Raw genomic sequence first — 14,300 nt, forward strand, 5'->3', positions numbered from 1 at the left:
TCTCCAGCGGGACAATATGACCCCGCAGCGAACGATCGGCGATGCGGTGAACCTTTCCGCGCCGGCCGTTCAGCGACGGATCAAGCGCATGCGGGAGGAGGGGGTCATCCGGGCGGATGTTTCGATCATCGAGCCGCAGGCGCTTGGACAATCCATCACGATCTTCGTGGAGGTGGAGGTCATCAGCGAAACCGCCGAGCAGATCGAGCAGGCAAAGACTGAGTTCGCGGCCGCAGCCGAAATCCAGCAATGTTACTACGTCACCGGCGAAGCGGATTTCATTCTGGTCATCATCGTGCCGTCGATGGCCGACTACGAGGCTCTGACGCGCAGGCTGTTCTTCGGGAACAACAACGTCAAACGCTTCCGGACCTTCGTCGCCATGGATAGGGTCAAGGTCGGGCTTGGCGTACCTGTGGGATAGGAGGATGCGGCGGCTGGTTTACCGCCGCATCGGGAGCGGGCCTATGCGGCGCGCTTCAGCGCATCACTGAGCGTCGAGACGATCGTGTCGATCTGAGTTTTCTCGATAATGAGCGGCGGGGAGAGGGCGATAATGTCGCCGGTCACCCGGATCAGCAGGCCCTTGTTGAAGCAGTCGACGAAGATTTCGTAGGCGCGGGTTCCCGGCGCGCCGTCACGAGGAGCCAGTTCGACTGCGCCGACCAGCCCGAGATTGCGGATGTCGACGACATGAGGCAGGCCCTTCAGTGAATGGAGCGCGTCCTGCCAGTACTCGGCCAAATCGGCTGCGCGGGTCAGCAGGCCTTCCTCCTCGTAGATCTCCAGAGTAGCGAGCCCGGCGGCGCAGGCGACCGGATGGCCGGAATAGGTGTAGCCATGGAAGAGTTCGATCGCGTTATCAGGTCCGACCATCAGGCCGTCATAGACCTTGCGGCTGGCAAAGACCGCGCCCATCGGGATCGTGCCATTGGTGATGCCTTTTGCCGTAGTGATCAGGTCGGGCACGACGCCGAAGTAGTCGGTCGCGAAAGGGGTGCCGAGACGCCCGAAGCCGGTGATGACCTCGTCGAAGATTAGCAGAATCCCGTGCTTGTCGGCGGTTGCGCGCAGTTTCTCCAGATAGCCCTTCGGAGGCAGGACTACGCCTGCCGATCCCGACATCGGCTCGACGATGACGGCTGCGATGGTTTCGGCGCCGTGCAGCTGCACCAGGCGCTCGAGATCATCCGCCAGTTCCACGCCGTGAGGGGGAAGGCCCTTTGAAAATGCATTGCGCCCGATGTCGAGCGTATGGCGCATATGGTCGGCCGGTATTTGCGGGAAGACCCGCCGGTTGTTGACGAGACCGCCAACGGAAATGCCGCCGAACCCGACGCCATGATATCCCTTCTCACGCCCGATGATCCGCGTGCGGGTGCCCTGACCGATCGCCCGCTGATAGGCGATGGCGATCTTGAGCGCGGTATCGACCGATTCCGAGCCCGAGCCGGTGAAGAAGATCCTGTCGAGCTTGGCTTGCGGGCCGCCCGGCGCGTTCGCAGCCAATTTCGAGGCGAAGTCGAAGGCGATCGGATGCCCCATCTGAAAGGTCGGTGCAAAGTCCAGTGTTGCAAGCTGTCGTTCGACGGCCTGGGCGATCTTCTTGCGGCCGTGGCCGGCGTTGCAGCACCAGAGCCCGGCCGTGCCGTCAAGCACCTGATTTCCATCGATGTCGGTGTAATACATGCCCTCGGCTGCTGCGAGAAGCCTCGGCGTGGCCTTGAATTGCCGGTTCGCGGTGAACGGCATCCAGAAATTTTCAAGTACGGGCGCGTTCGTTTTGCTGAGCTGGTCCATCCTGGCCTCCTTTGGGATGGCGCCGAGAATGGCAATTTCTCTCTTTCAAACAAGTCCTTTTCTTTGTCGGTGCAAGCTATTGAAATTGAATGGGCGTGAAGGTATGATTTTAGATATTCTGGACAACACAAACGAACCGCATCATGTCCGTCGATATCGGCAACCGCCTTCGCCATCTCCGCATCGCCCATAAGCTTTCCCAGCGTGAGCTCGCCAAGCGCACCGGAGTGCCCAATTCGACGATCTCGCTGATCGAATCGAACGCCTCCAATCCCTCGGTCGGGGCCTTGAAGCGAATTCTGGACGGCATCCCAATCGGCCTGGCGGAGTTCTTCGCCTTCGAGCCCGAGCGTCCAAGGAAGGCCTTCCATGCGGCCGAGGAGTTGGTGGAGATCGGCAAGGGCGCCATCTCCTACAGGCAGGTTGGGGAAAACCTGTTCGGGCGGAGCCTGCAAATACTCAAGGAATGCTACCAGCCGGGCGCCGACACCGGAAAGGTTCCCCTTGTTCACGAGGGGGAGGAAGGCGGGATCGTGCTATCAGGAAGGCTCGAGGTGACGGTCGATGACGAGCGGCGGATCCTTGGGCCCGGTGACGCCTACTATTTCGAAAGCAGGCGCCCTCATCGCTTCCGCTGCGTCGGACCGGTGCCCTGCGAGGTCATCAGCGCCTGCACGCCGCCGACGTTCTAGTTCCTGCCCTCGATCCGGGCAAGGACGCCGTCGAGTGCGGCGCTCAATGCGGCAAGGCCGCCCTTCTTCTCGAAGTCTGAGAAAACCTGCTCGTTCAGCCCGCCCTTGGTGGCGAATTCGCGGCTCAGCGCGCTGAACGGTTCGTTGCCGGGGCTGTTCGCTTTCTGCGCAAGGCTTGCAAAGAGCGGGGCAATGTAGGCCTGTCCCTTCGCCTTTTCGAGGCCGCTTCTCTCCAGCCAGACGGCAATCTGCTCCATGATGCCGAAATAGGTCGACATCATTGCGCTCGCTGCTGCGAGTAGATCATATTCCTTCCTCGACTGGCATTGGACAGCCGTTCCGAGCGCATCGAAAAGCGCTGCGACGGCGGTATCGGGCGGATAGATGGCAGTGACGCCTTGCCGGCCTGCGACGAAGGGCAGAGGAATCGCCTGCGCGAGATGCACGTCGGCGGCGATCCATTCGGAGAGGGCCTGGCGCTCCGTCGCCGCAACGAGGCTGACGACCATTTGCCCATCCCTGAACGATAGCGCACGCACGACCTCCTCGGCGACCTGCGGCCGTATCGCCAGGAACACCATGTCGCTGCGCTCGACGACGTCCTGATTGTCCTTGGCAATTCTCACGGCGGCGAATTCGTCTGCCAGAGTCGCGGCGATATGAGCGCTTCGTGGAGACACGTGGATCTCGGAGGCATAGGCCGGCTCAGTGAGAATCCCGCGAACCATCGCTTCGGTAATCGCGCCGGTGCCGACGAATCCGATATTGTTGATTTTCATTTGATTACTCCGCAGCCCGCAACGGCCCCAACGCGACATCCGTCGTGTAGTTCTCGCGCATGAAATTGATGAAATTGTCCTGGAACTGGCGCGTATGGGCGTGGGCGAGTTCGTCGGCGAGATCCACGTTCTTGTCCCTGACGGCATTGAGCATGAGCGTGTGCTCGTCGGTCAGGAGATAGCCCTCGTGGGTTCGTTCCAGATATTCGAAATGCAGGTGGAGCATGCGTTGCCCCTGCGACAGCAGCTTCTCGTAGAATGAGGCGAGATACTGGTTTTTCCCGGCCTGGGCGATTGCCATGTGGAATTCCTTGTTGGCTTCCGACATGGCGAGGTGATTGCCGGTTCTAACAGCCGCCTCGAACGACTTCAGCCGCTTGGCGATGATCTTCAGGTCCGCCTCGGTCCTGAGCGCGGCGGCAAGCCGCGTATTCATGCGCTGCGCGATGTCGAGCGCCTCCACATATTTGGGAAACGTCGCCACTTCGATCGGCGCTACGATCGTGCTCCGGTTCGAGAGTGTGACGACCAACTCGTCAGCGCCGAGCCGGATCAGGGCTTCGCGCACCGGCGAGCGCGACATGTCGAAGCGTTCGGCAAGCGTCATCTCATCGAGAAGCTGACCGGGCGGCAGAGTGAGCGCCAGGATCTCGTTGCGAAGCGTTTCGTAGACGTTCTTCCAGCCAGTCCCGCGGATTCGTTTCACTTCCGATTCTTCAGACACTTAGGTCCCTTTCTCCCGACGCGGGTCGCATTGGGCCAGAAAAGCAGCGTGTCGGCAATGTAATTTTTTCGCTTGACTTTGTCGACACGCTGTTGACATATCATTCTCAGTCGACACGCAGCCGACAAGAAAATAACAGAAACGGCTAGAGCCGACGAGTGGAACCGCGCGCTTCGCGCACAGCAAAGAGGAATGCCGATGCTTTCGAAGTTGATAACGTCCGCCTTGCGGGCGCTGCCCGCGCTCGCTCTCATGGGAGGTCTCTCCGCCACCGCCGCACAGGCTGAGACCGCTGAGGGATATTGGCAGGGTGTGCAGAAGGCGGGCGTGTTGCGCTGCGGCGCAGCCGTTGCCCCGCCCTATGTCATGCGCGATCCGGCGACCGGAGAATATTCCGGCTTCTTCGCCGATCTGTGCAAGGAATTTGCCGAAGTCCTGAAGGTGAAACCCGAATTCGTCGATACGACCTGGGACAATATCGTCGCCGGCCTGCAGGCCGGCAAATGGGACCTTTCGCTGGCGCTGAACCGGACGCCGACGCGCGCCATGGCCGTGCAGTTCTCGATCCCGGCGATGGAGTACCAGATCTCGCTCGCCTATAACAAAAACAATCCGAAAATTACGGCCGGTGCCGCCTCGGTGGCGGATATCGACAAAGCAGGCGTGACGCTTGCGGTCATGTCCGGCACGGCGCAGGACAAGGCAATTTCCGCATCGGTGAAGAACGCCACGATCATGCGTCTTCCCGGCAACGACGAGACCCGCCTGGCGGTAACCTCGAAGCGCGCCGACATTCTGGTCGACGCCTCCGACACCAACCAGCTCTTCACCCAGTCGAACCCCGACTGGGCGGTGGCGCTCAACCCGACGCCGGCGCTCGCCAAGCAGGGCGTCGCTTTCGGCCTGCCGCACAATCTTTCGGCTGCTGACGTCGAAGTGGTCGATATCTTCCTCGAAGAAAAGGTCGCGACCGGTCACGTCGATGAGCTGATCAAGAAGGCGGTCGACGAAGTCCTCAAGGGCGCAAAGTAACCTCGCCGGGCCGGTGCGAGGATCGCGCCGGCCCTCTCCAGCTTCGATCATCGGAGATTGGCATGACCACGTCCTTCAGCCTTCCCCTCGTGAAAATGCAGGCGCTCCACAAAAGCTATGGCAACGGAGCCATTCAGGTGCTGAAAGGCATCGACATCGAAATGAAGCCCGGCGAACGCGTCGTCGTCATCGGTCCGAGCGGCGGCGGTAAGAGCACGCTGCTGAGAGTGATGATGGGGCTGGAGCAGATCGACAGCGGGTCGGTCAATTTCGATGGAAAGCCTTATATTTCTTCCGAAGCCGTGGGCCGGAAGACCCAGATCGACACCAATGTCCGCCGTTCGATCGGCATGGTCTTTCAGCACTACACGCTGTTTCCGCATCTCAACGTCATTCAGAACCTGGTTCTCGCTCCCTGCAAGGTGCGTGGAGAAGCCAAGGCGAAGGCTGTGGCCCGAGCCCAGGCGCTGCTTGAGCGGTTCGGGCTTGGCGCCAAGTCCAATGCCTATCCGGCCCAGCTTTCCGGCGGACAGAAGCAGCGCGTCGCGATCGCCCGCGCGCTGATGCTCGACCCGAAGCTGATGCTGTTCGACGAGGTCACTTCGGCTCTGGACCCGGAACTTGTCAGCGAGGTGGAGCAGGTCATCCTGCAACTCGCCGCCCAGGACATGCCGATGATGATCGTGACGCATGACATGTGGTTCGCCAAGAACATCGCCTCCCGCGTCATCTTCTGCGCGGGCGGCGTGGTCGTCGAGGACGGCCCTCCCGAGCAGGTGCTCGGCGCCCCACGCGAGGAGCGGACGAAGGAATTCATCGACCGCGTCTTCCACATCAAGCAGTAGGCCACATCAAGCAGCCGGGAGAGCATCGTGAACTATACGTTCGACTTCAATGCAGTATCCATCGCTCCGCTTCTGCAGGGGCTGTGGGTTTCGCTGGAGCTGACGGCTGCGGCGAACGTCATCGGCATCGTGCTCGGCTTCGCGCTCGCCCTTCTGATCATGAGCCCCTACCGGGTGGTGCGGCTGCCGTTCATGCTGTTCGTCGAATTCTTTCGCTGCACGCCGGCCATCGTCCAGATTGTCTGGATATTCTACTGCGTGCCGATGCTGTTCGACGTCTTCCTCGACCCGGTGACGATGGGCATCCTGGCGCTTGGGCTCAATCTGATGGCGTTTAACGCCGAGGCCTACCGGGCGTCCATCCAGACGGTTCCACGCGAACAGCTTGACGCCGGCATAGCGCTCGGCCTCAATCCGCTGCAGCGGGTGCTCTACATCGTGTTCCCGACGGCATTCCGAGCATCGATCCCCGTGCTTCTGACCAACGGTATCGTCATCTTCCAGCAGAGCGCGCTGGTTGCGATCGTGGCCATCCAGGACCTGATGTACCAGGGCAAGACGCTGGCCACCGAGACCTACCGCCCCATCGAAACCTTTACCGTCGTGGCTCTCATCTATTTTGCCGTGTCCTTCCCGATAACCCAGATCGTCGGCCTGCTCGAGCGCCGCCGTCAAATCCTTGTCAGCTAGGAGGCCAGAATGACACTCGACTTCTCGATCCTGCTGCGCTTCGAACACGCACTCCTGCTCGGCCTGTGGATGACGATCAAACTGACGGTCATCTGCATCGTGCTCGGATGCACTCTCGGCTTTCTCGTCGGTCTCCTCAGGACGTCGCGCAACCTCGCACTTCGCGCGATCTCCAGCATATATGTCGAATTCTTCCGCGGCACGCCGGTGCTAATCCAGCTCTTCTGGATATTCTTCTGCCTGCCGCTCATCCTTGGTGTCGAACTCTCGAACCTGGCGTCGGGGGTCATCGCACTGACGCTCTATATGGGTGCGATCACCAGCGAGACCTTCCGGGCGAGCCTCAAGTCCATCGGCCAGGAGCAGTTGGACGCCTGCGTCGCCCTCGGCCTGCCGCGCAGGAGCCAGGTGGTGAACGTCGTGCTGCCGCAGGCCGTGCTGCGCGCAATCCCGACGCTGCTGTCGAACTGCGTCAGCCTCTTCAAGGAGAGCGCCCTGGTCTCTGCCGTCGGCATGGCGGATCTGATGTTCGTCGGCCAGAACATCTCCAACAACACGGCCCGTCCCGTCGAAGTACTGACGGTCGTCGCCCTCATTTACTTCGTGATCGCCTTTCCTCTGACGCGGGCCGTCTCGCTCGTGGAAGGCCGGATCCTGAAGAAACTCGCAATCTGAAGATAGTCGTTCCCAGACAGGAGAATTCCCCATGAAACTTTCCGGCGTCATGCCCGCGCTCATCACTCCCTTCGGCGCGAACAACAAGATCGACTTCAAGGCGTTCGAAAAGCACCTGACGGCGCTGCGTGCGGCGGGCGTCACGGGCTGGGTTCCGATGGGTTCGACCGGCGAATACTTCTCCCTCTCGAACGAGGAGCGCGACGAGGTGCTCAAGTTCGTCAAGGACTTCGCCAATGACGACGAGATACTGATCGCCGGCACCAACGCGCCTGCCACCCGCGAGGTGATCGAGAACACGACGCGCGCCAGGGAAATCGGCTATGACACGGTTCTGCTCGCCACACCCTTCTACACACGTCCGACGCAGGACGAACTGCTCGCACACTACCGCGCCGTACTTGACGCCACTGATGTCAATCTCATCCTCTACAACTATCCTCCGAAGGACGGCATCGAGATTTCGTTCGACCTGATGGATGCGCTCGCCGACGATCCGCGGGTGATCGGCATCAAGGAGAGCTCGGGCGTTCTGCAGCGCGCCGTCGACATCCACGCGCGCTATAGGGGTCGCATCGACCTCGTCTCGGGTTCCGATGATATCGCCCTCGACTTCATGTTCTGGGGCGCGGATTCCTGGATCTGCGGTCCGGCCAACTGCATGGCGAAAGCGTGCTGCGACCTCGACCGGACGTTCCGTTCCGGCGACCTCGAAAAGGCGCGCGAGATGATGACGGTTCTCTACAGAGCGCTGAACATCCTCGAGAGCGGCAAGTTCGTCCAGAAGATCAAATATGGCTGCGAGCTCCAGGGCACGCCGGTCGGTACCTGCCGCGCGCCGCTCGGCGAACTGACCGAGCAGGAGAAGGCCGAATTCAAGGCGGCGATGCAGCCGATCCTCAACTGGTAACAGGCCTCGAATGATAACAGTTACGGGGCGGGCCAGCCGCCCTGAAACCATTGAAATTGCGAGGTTGGCCGTGTCATCCATCGTGGTCGTCGGCGCCGGCATTATCGGCACCACAATCGCCTATGAACTGCAGCGCCGGGGAAAAGCCGTCACCTTGCTCGACAAGGCGGCGCCGGGCCGCGGCGCTTCCTATGGCAATATGGCGAGCATCGCCGTCACCGAATTCATGCCGGCCTCGCGTCCGGGCATCTGGGCGCAGATGCCGAAATGGCTGCTCGATCCGGAGGGTCCGGTCCGCATCCGCCCCGGCTATCTGCCGAGACTGGTGCCCTGGTTCCTGCGGTTTCTGGCTGCAAGCCGTCCCTCGAAGCTGCGGGAACTGGAGGCAGCCGGCGCCGTGCTTTGCCGACGCGTCTACGAAGACCTGGACGCGCTCCTGAAGGAAACCGGCCTCGGACACATGCTGACCGCCGAGGGATGCCTCAGCCTCTATGCCGATGACGCCGAGTTCAAAGCCGATCGGGAGCATATGGAAATCCTGGAGCGTTTCGGCTTCAGGCACGAAATCCTTGGCGGCAACGCCATCCGGGACCTTGAGCCTGTTTTGACGACGAAGATCGGCAAGGCGGTCCTCTTTCCCGACAACCGGTCGATTACCGATCCCTACAGGCTTGTCTTCGCGCTGTCGGAAAGGTTCGGGCGGCTCGGCGGCAGGATCGTTCAGGGTAATGTCGTCGATTTCGAGCAGGGCGACGCGGGCGTCTGCGCGCTTCGGTTGGCGGATGGGCGCACCATTGCGGCCGACAAGGTGGTGCTCGCGGCCGGGGCTTTCACCGCCCGGCTTTCCGCCCTGTTGCGAGAGCATATCCCGCTCGAAACCGAACGCGGCTACCACACGCAGATCATGGAGCCCGGCATTTCGATGCGTCATTCGATCATCTGGCCGGCGCGCGCCTTCATGGTCACGCCGACGGCAGGCGGCATCCGCGTCGGCGGCACGGTCGAGATGGCCGGTCTCGACGCACCGCCCGATTATCGGCGCGCGAAGATCCTGGTGAAGCGGGCTCAGGAGGCATTGCCGGATCTGCAGGTCCGGCAGGCGACGGAGTGGATGGGGCATCGCCCGGCACTGCCCGACACCGTGCCGGTCATGGGGCCTTCCGCCAAGCGCCGCAACGTTTGGTACGCGACCGGCCACGGACATCTCGGCCTCACCTATGCGGCGACGACCGGCCGCCTGATGGCCGATCTCATCACGGGCGTCCAACCGCCCGTGGACATGAAACCCTATCGCGTCGACCGCTTCTGAGAGCGGCGTCGGCGCAAGGCGAAGGGAGTGACTATGCGAAGCGAACTCTATATCGACGGACAATGGGTGAAGCCGGCCAAGGGCGGAACCTGCGAGGTGATCAATCCGGCGACCGAAGAGGTGATCCACAGGATCGCCGCCGCAACGGCCGAAGACGTCGACCTCGCCGTGAAGGCCGCGCGCCGCGCCTTTGACAAGGACGGCTGGCCGAAGCTGACCGGAGCCCGGCGCGCCGGATATCTCCGGGCCATTGCGGCCGGCATCCGCGCCCGTCAGGCCGAAATCGCCCGCCTCGAAGTCCTCGACAACGGCAAGCCGTTTCCGGAGGCCGACTGGGACGTCGCCGATGCGGCGGGCTGCTTCGATTTCTATGCGGGTCTGGCCGAACAGCTCGACAACAATCCCGAGGAGGCGATCGCGCTTCCCGATGCACGGTTCACATCAAAGGCGGTTCGCGAGCCGATCGGTGTGGCCGGCGCGATCATTCCCTGGAACTATCCGTTGCTGATGGCGGCATGGAAGGTCGCCCCCGCGCTTGCCGCCGGCTGCACCATCGTGCTCAAGCCCGCCGAACTGACATCGCTGACGGCGCTCGAGCTCGCGGCAATCGCAGACGAAGCCGGGCTGCCTCCAGGCGTCCTCAATATCGTAACGGGCGCTGGCTCGGTCGCCGGACAGGCAATCATCGATCACAGGCAGGTTGACAAGCTAGCATTTACCGGCTCCGGACCGGTCGGCTCGAAGATCATGGCTGCGGCTGCCCGTGACATCAAGCGCGTCAGCCTGGAGCTCGGCGGCAAGTCGCCCTTCGTCGTCTTCGAGGACGCCGATATCGACAAGGCCGTCGAGTGGCTCATGTTCGGCATCTTCTGGAACCAGGGCCAGGTCTGCTCGGCGACTTCAAGAGTCCTCGTGCAGGACACCCTCTACGAACGGTTGCTCGCGCGTCTGATCGAGGAAACGAAAAAGATCAAAATCGGCAACGGCCTGGACGAGGGCGTCCTCCTGGGGCCGCTGGTTTCCAAGCGCCAGCACGAGCAGGTCGTTGCGGCGATCGAAAAGGCCCAGCAAGCCGGCGCTACGGTCGCCTGCGGCGGAGTGCGCCCTGAAGGATTCGACAAGGGCTACTACCTTCAGCCGACCGTTCTGACCGACGTTCCGCTCGACAGCGCCGCCTGGGTGGAGGAGATCTTCGGGCCTGTCGTCTGCATCCGGCCCTTCAAGACCGAAGAGGAGGCGGTCGAGCTCGCCAATGACTCCCGCTTCGGCCTGGCCGCTGCCGTGATGTCGAAGGACGAGGCCCGCGCCGAACGGGTGGCGGCGGCCTTCCGCGCCGGCATCGTCTGGATCAACTGCTCGCAGCCCACATTCACCGAAGCGCCCTGGGGCGGCTACAAGGAATCCGGCATCGGCCGCGAACTCGGACGCTGGGGCCTCGACAACTACCTCGAGACCAAGCAGATCACCCGCTTCACCAGCGAGGATCCCTGGGGCTGGTACATCAAGCCGGAGGCGGCCAAATGAACTGGAACCGGACCCTCGATCTGCTGCAGGTCCACTGCCAGGGCGAGATCGGCAAGATCATCGTGGCAGGAGCGCCTGAAATACCTGGCGCGACGATGCTGGACAAAATGAACCACCTCAACACGGTCGACGACAATCTGCGCCGCTTCGTCACCTTCGAGCCACGCGCCAACGTCGCCATGTCCGTGAACCTGCTGGTCGCGCCGACCCGCAGCGATGCGGATGCCGGCTTCATCGTCCTCCAGGCCGACCGTGCCCACCCGATGTCCGGCAGCAACTGCATCTGCGTGGTCACAGCACTTCTCGAGAGCGGGCGGGTGCCGATGTCGGAGCCGGAGACGGTCGTCCGCCTGGACACGCCCGCGGGCCTCATCGTCGCGCGTGCCGCCTGCCGCGACGGCCAGTGCCTGTTCGTCAGCCTCGACAACGTGCCGAGCTTTGCCGAAGCGCTGGACAAGGAGGTGGAAACGCCAAAATGGGGCCGCATCAAGATCGACGTCGCCTTCGGCGGCGTCTATTACGCGCTCGTGGACGTCGGGCAGATCGGCCTCGATATTGCGCCTGCCAATGCCCGGCTGCTCGCGGAAGCCGGTATCGAGCTGAAGTCGCTCCTCGCCGGGCAGGTCTCGGTCGCCCATCCCGTGCTTAGCGGTATCGATGAGATCGCTTACGTGATGTTTCGCGGATACGAGGCCGATGGGGCAGTGCGGACCTGCACGACGCTGCAGCCCGGCCGCGTCGACCGCTCGCCCTGTGGGACTGGTAGCTCGGCGAACCTTGCTGTGCTCTACGCCCGCGGAGAAGTCTCGGTCGGAGACCGCAGGACGTCGCGGTCGATCATCGGCGGCGAATTCCTGGCGGAGGCAATCGGCGAGACCGAGGTGGGCGGCCGCCGCGCCGTGCTGCCGCGAATAACCGGCCGGGCCTATGTCTACGGTCGCGAACAGCTCCGCATGTCCGACGACGATCCCTTCGCAGCAGGATTTGCCCTGTCCGACACCTGGGGTCCCCAGGTCGGCCTACTCGGTTAGGAGCCCGACATGTCTCATGTTCAACCATTGGCCGGTCAGACCGTCCTCGTCACCGGGGCGTCGGGCGGTATCGGCGCAGCCATCGCCGAGCGTCTGTCTGCCGAAGGAGCCCGGCCCATCATCCATTACGGGCGCGACAGGCAGCGCGCAGAAGCTTTGCTTCGCAAGCTCGGCGGAAACGGCCTGATCGTCCAGGCCGATCTCTCCCGTCCGGACGGCGCCTTCACACTATGGCGCGAAGCCCTCGCGGTGGCGGGACGCATCCACGCCGTCGTCAACAATGCCGGCATCCGCAACGAGATCTCGATCGACGCCGATCCGTCCGAATGGCGGACCGCCTGGCAGAAGGAGTTCCAGGTGAACTTCTTTGCGGCGGCGGATCTCTGCAAGGAAGCGCTCTTGCATTTCCGGCAGAATGGCGGCGGGCGGATCGTCAACTTGGCAAGCCGGGCCGGCCAGCGCGGCTACGCGGCCGACGCCATGCCATACGGGGCGACGAAGGCGGCACTGATCAATCTCACAAAGTCGATTGCGCGCAGCTTCGGGCGTGACGGGGTCGTCGCCGTCTCCATCGCGCCGGGCTGGGTGCGGACCGATATGGCCGAAGACTTCGTGGCGAGACACGGAAAGGATGCGGCGGTCGGCGACATTCCGATCGGCGAGATGGCCGAGACGGCGGAGATCGCCGAGTTGGTGGCGTTCCTGCTTCGCCCTTCGCAGGCCTCGATCAACGGGGCGACGTTCGACGTGAACGGCGGCAGTTACATCAGATAGAGCATTCCAGCAAAAGCGCGCAGCGATTTTGCGTCCGGAATTGTGTGAAGACAAAGGGAAGAGGTTCCGAGATGAAAAGATTCGTCAACAAAGTCGCGGTCGTGACGGGCGGCGGAGGGGGCATAGGATCAGCCATCTCCAGGCGGCTTGCCGAGGAAGGCGCCTTCGTGGTGGTGACCGATGCCAACATGCAGGCGGCAAGCGAAGTCGCCTCGCTGATAGAAGCAAAGGGCGGAAGCGCAACCGCCATCGCGGCTGACATCTCCCGAAAGCCGGAATGTGTAGACCTCGTCGCTAAAGCCTTTGCGATCAGGGGACGCTTGGACGTGCTGGTCAACAATGCCGGTATAAACCGGCGCGGAAACCTGCTGTCGCTCTCGGATGAAGACTGGCAGACGAGCTTTGCGGTCAATCTGGATTCGATGTTCCATCTCTGCCGCGCGGCCCTGCCGCATATGATCGCTGCCGGCGGCGGCGCGATCGTCAATACCGCCTCGCAATGGGGACTTTACCCCGCGCCGAACCACATCGCCTACAACACGACCAAGGCGGCGGTTGCCGCCTTCACCCAGAACCTCGCCCGCGACTATGCGCCCGACAAGGTCCGGGTCAATGCCGTCTGCCCCGGCGAAATCCATACGCCGATGCTCGAAGCAGGTGTTACGCGCGCTGGCCGGACGATCGCCGATCTCGACAAACTCGTCCCTTACGGCCGTATCGGCAGGCCGGAGGAGGTGGCAGCGCTCGTTGCTTTCCTCGCATCGGATGAAGCGGCCTTCATGTGCGGCTCGCTCGTGGAAATCACCGGCGCGCAAGCCGTGGCTTGAAAGCGTCGGTCGAGTTCGGTGACGGCATGTCGGACGCACAATCCTGCGTTCGTTTCGGATTTCATCCGTTTATGAGGCGAGAAGGCCGTGAACGATCTCCGGCTTATTTGTAAGTGATCGTGTCGCCGACCCTCGGGCGATTGAAGTAATGGCGATCGAAGCTGTAGCCATTCTGCCCGGTGAAGTTTGAAAAGAACGCCGAGACCGGCGTCGTCAATGTATATTGCACCCTGGTCAACACCACCTGCACGCCGTCATCCTGGATCTCCGAAGGGACCTCGATTGTGCTCGCGGCGCCGGAATTAAGTGCGGAGGTGTTGAGTGCTGCAGACCAGTTGACCGTGGCACTGCCGCTTTTGGCGATATCGTCCACCGCGACGGTGATCGTCAGCCCTGTCGTCTCATAGGGCTGCAGGATGAAACTGGCGCCGGAGAGAAGCTTGGCGACGTCGGACTTCGTCCAGGCGCCCTGCTGTGAAATCATGTCGCCTGTGGAAGAGGCGATCTCGTCTATCTTTCGGCTGACCGTGAGCGCATGGCCGAGATCCACGGTGCCGAACAGGAGCATCACCAGGATCGGCAACACCAGCGCGAATTCCACGCCCGAAGCCGCCGACCGGTCGCGCATGAGATGACGGGCGCGGGATCGGGCAAAGCGGAAAAAGGACTGGCTCCGTTTCATGATCAT

16 protein-coding genes are annotated in these 14,300 nt (G+C 62.4%); 12 read left to right on the forward strand and 4 right to left on the reverse strand.

What is annotated here, in order from left to right:
- The first annotated feature begins 16 nt into the window (after window positions 1-16).
- Window positions 17-424 (forward strand): Lrp/AsnC family transcriptional regulator, encoded by a 408-nt coding sequence (locus CUJ84_RS26055; RefSeq protein WP_245457600.1) that lies wholly within the window; start codon window positions 17-19, stop codon window positions 422-424.
- A gap of 41 nt (window positions 425-465) precedes the next feature.
- On the opposite strand, the gene CUJ84_RS26060 is transcribed toward CUJ84_RS26055, so the two are convergent.
- Entirely contained in the window at window positions 466-1,800 is a 1,335-nt protein-coding gene (locus CUJ84_RS26060) for an aspartate aminotransferase family protein (protein WP_105008583.1), read from the reverse strand.
- A gap of 143 nt (window positions 1,801-1,943) precedes the next feature.
- On the opposite strand from CUJ84_RS26060, the gene CUJ84_RS26065 reads away from it, so the two are divergent.
- Window positions 1,944-2,492 (forward strand): cupin domain-containing protein, encoded by a 549-nt coding sequence (locus CUJ84_RS26065; protein ID WP_105008584.1) that lies wholly within the window; start codon window positions 1,944-1,946, stop codon window positions 2,490-2,492.
- Here the strand turns inward: CUJ84_RS26065 and CUJ84_RS26070 are convergent.
- Together CUJ84_RS26070 and CUJ84_RS26075 are read right to left on the reverse strand one after the other, a co-directional pair.
- Window positions 2,489-3,271, reverse strand: coding sequence for a pyrroline-5-carboxylate reductase (locus CUJ84_RS26070; protein ID WP_105008585.1), 783 nt, complete (start codon window positions 3,269-3,271; stop codon window positions 2,489-2,491). The two genes, CUJ84_RS26065 and CUJ84_RS26070, sit on opposite strands and share 4 nt — an antisense overlap.
- 4 nt (window positions 3,272-3,275) lie before the next feature.
- Window positions 3,276-3,995, reverse strand: a complete 720-nt coding sequence (locus CUJ84_RS26075; protein WP_105008586.1) for a GntR family transcriptional regulator — start codon at window positions 3,993-3,995, stop codon at window positions 3,276-3,278.
- A gap of 198 nt (window positions 3,996-4,193) precedes the next feature.
- Between CUJ84_RS26075 and CUJ84_RS26080 the strand changes: the two genes are divergently transcribed.
- The 10 genes from CUJ84_RS26080 (at window position 4,194) to CUJ84_RS26125 (ending at window position 13,612) form a co-directional block, all read left to right on the forward strand.
- Window positions 4,194-5,027 (forward strand): substrate-binding periplasmic protein, encoded by an 834-nt coding sequence (locus CUJ84_RS26080; protein WP_105009173.1) that lies wholly within the window; start codon window positions 4,194-4,196, stop codon window positions 5,025-5,027.
- Between the two features lie 62 nt (window positions 5,028-5,089).
- Window positions 5,090-5,872, forward strand: coding sequence for an amino acid ABC transporter ATP-binding protein (locus tag CUJ84_RS26085; RefSeq protein ID WP_105008587.1), 783 nt, complete (start codon window positions 5,090-5,092; stop codon window positions 5,870-5,872).
- A 27-nt stretch (window positions 5,873-5,899) separates the two neighbouring features.
- A complete protein-coding gene (locus CUJ84_RS26090) occupies window positions 5,900-6,562 on the forward strand; it encodes an amino acid ABC transporter permease (RefSeq protein WP_105008588.1) in 663 nt (220 codons plus the stop codon).
- A gap of 9 nt (window positions 6,563-6,571) precedes the next feature.
- Window positions 6,572-7,237: an amino acid ABC transporter permease gene (locus CUJ84_RS26095; protein ID WP_105008589.1), complete on the forward strand. Its 666-nt coding sequence runs from the start codon at window positions 6,572-6,574 to the stop codon at window positions 7,235-7,237.
- 31 nt (window positions 7,238-7,268) lie between these two features.
- Window positions 7,269-8,147 carry a 4-hydroxy-tetrahydrodipicolinate synthase gene (gene dapA, locus CUJ84_RS26100; protein WP_105008590.1) on the forward strand — a complete coding sequence of 293 codons (879 nt, stop codon included), beginning with the start codon at window positions 7,269-7,271 and terminating at the stop codon, window positions 8,145-8,147.
- Between the two features lie 70 nt (window positions 8,148-8,217).
- The gene (locus tag CUJ84_RS26105; protein WP_245457586.1) at window positions 8,218-9,456 is read left to right on the forward strand and encodes an NAD(P)/FAD-dependent oxidoreductase; all 1,239 of its coding nucleotides are present in this window, start codon (window positions 8,218-8,220) and stop codon (window positions 9,454-9,456) included.
- Between the two features lie 33 nt (window positions 9,457-9,489).
- The gene (locus tag CUJ84_RS26110; protein ID WP_105008592.1) at window positions 9,490-10,980 is read left to right on the forward strand and encodes an aldehyde dehydrogenase family protein; all 1,491 of its coding nucleotides are present in this window, start codon (window positions 9,490-9,492) and stop codon (window positions 10,978-10,980) included.
- A complete protein-coding gene (locus tag CUJ84_RS26115) occupies window positions 10,977-12,011 on the forward strand; it encodes a proline racemase family protein (protein ID WP_105008593.1) in 1,035 nt (344 codons plus the stop codon). The genes CUJ84_RS26110 and CUJ84_RS26115 overlap by 4 nt, the downstream gene beginning before the upstream one ends.
- Before the next feature lie 9 nt (window positions 12,012-12,020).
- Window positions 12,021-12,785 carry an SDR family NAD(P)-dependent oxidoreductase gene (locus CUJ84_RS26120; RefSeq protein ID WP_105008594.1) on the forward strand — a complete coding sequence of 255 codons (765 nt, stop codon included), beginning with the start codon at window positions 12,021-12,023 and terminating at the stop codon, window positions 12,783-12,785.
- Between the two features lie 71 nt (window positions 12,786-12,856).
- Window positions 12,857-13,612 (forward strand): SDR family NAD(P)-dependent oxidoreductase, encoded by a 756-nt coding sequence (locus tag CUJ84_RS26125; protein WP_105008595.1) that lies wholly within the window; start codon window positions 12,857-12,859, stop codon window positions 13,610-13,612.
- 103 nt (window positions 13,613-13,715) lie between these two features.
- On the opposite strand, the gene CUJ84_RS26130 is transcribed toward CUJ84_RS26125, so the two are convergent.
- Window positions 13,716-14,300, reverse strand: a complete 585-nt coding sequence (locus CUJ84_RS26130) for a TadE/TadG family type IV pilus assembly protein (protein WP_105008596.1) — start codon at window positions 14,298-14,300, stop codon at window positions 13,716-13,718.

It is taken from the genome of Rhizobium leguminosarum (assembly GCF_002953715.1).
Taxonomy (GTDB): domain Bacteria; phylum Pseudomonadota; class Alphaproteobacteria; order Rhizobiales; family Rhizobiaceae; genus Rhizobium; species Rhizobium leguminosarum_V.

Coding starts and splice junctions, on each gene's coding strand:
- CUJ84_RS26120 (WP_105008594.1), top strand. CDS start 12,021: ATGTCTCATGTTCAACCATTGGCCGGTCAGACCGTCCTCGTCACCGGG.
- CUJ84_RS26065 (WP_105008584.1), top strand. CDS start 1,944: ATGTCCGTCGATATCGGCAACCGCCTTCGCCATCTCCGCATCGCCCAT.
- CUJ84_RS26095 (WP_105008589.1), top strand. CDS start 6,572: ATGACACTCGACTTCTCGATCCTGCTGCGCTTCGAACACGCACTCCTG.
- CUJ84_RS26060 (WP_105008583.1), bottom strand. CDS start 1,800: ATGGACCAGCTCAGCAAAACGAACGCGCCCGTACTTGAAAATTTCTGG.
- CUJ84_RS26115 (WP_105008593.1), top strand. CDS start 10,977: ATGAACTGGAACCGGACCCTCGATCTGCTGCAGGTCCACTGCCAGGGC.
- CUJ84_RS26110 (WP_105008592.1), top strand. CDS start 9,490: ATGCGAAGCGAACTCTATATCGACGGACAATGGGTGAAGCCGGCCAAG.
- CUJ84_RS26085 (WP_105008587.1), top strand. CDS start 5,090: ATGACCACGTCCTTCAGCCTTCCCCTCGTGAAAATGCAGGCGCTCCAC.
- CUJ84_RS26130 (WP_105008596.1), bottom strand. CDS start 14,300: ATGATCATGAAACGGAGCCAGTCCTTTTTCCGCTTTGCCCGATCCCGC.
- dapA (WP_105008590.1), top strand. CDS start 7,269: ATGAAACTTTCCGGCGTCATGCCCGCGCTCATCACTCCCTTCGGCGCG.
- CUJ84_RS26070 (WP_105008585.1), bottom strand. CDS start 3,271: ATGAAAATCAACAATATCGGATTCGTCGGCACCGGCGCGATTACCGAA.
- CUJ84_RS26055 (WP_245457600.1), top strand. CDS start 17: ATGACCCCGCAGCGAACGATCGGCGATGCGGTGAACCTTTCCGCGCCG.
- CUJ84_RS26080 (WP_105009173.1), top strand. CDS start 4,194: ATGCTTTCGAAGTTGATAACGTCCGCCTTGCGGGCGCTGCCCGCGCTC.
- CUJ84_RS26125 (WP_105008595.1), top strand. CDS start 12,857: ATGAAAAGATTCGTCAACAAAGTCGCGGTCGTGACGGGCGGCGGAGGG.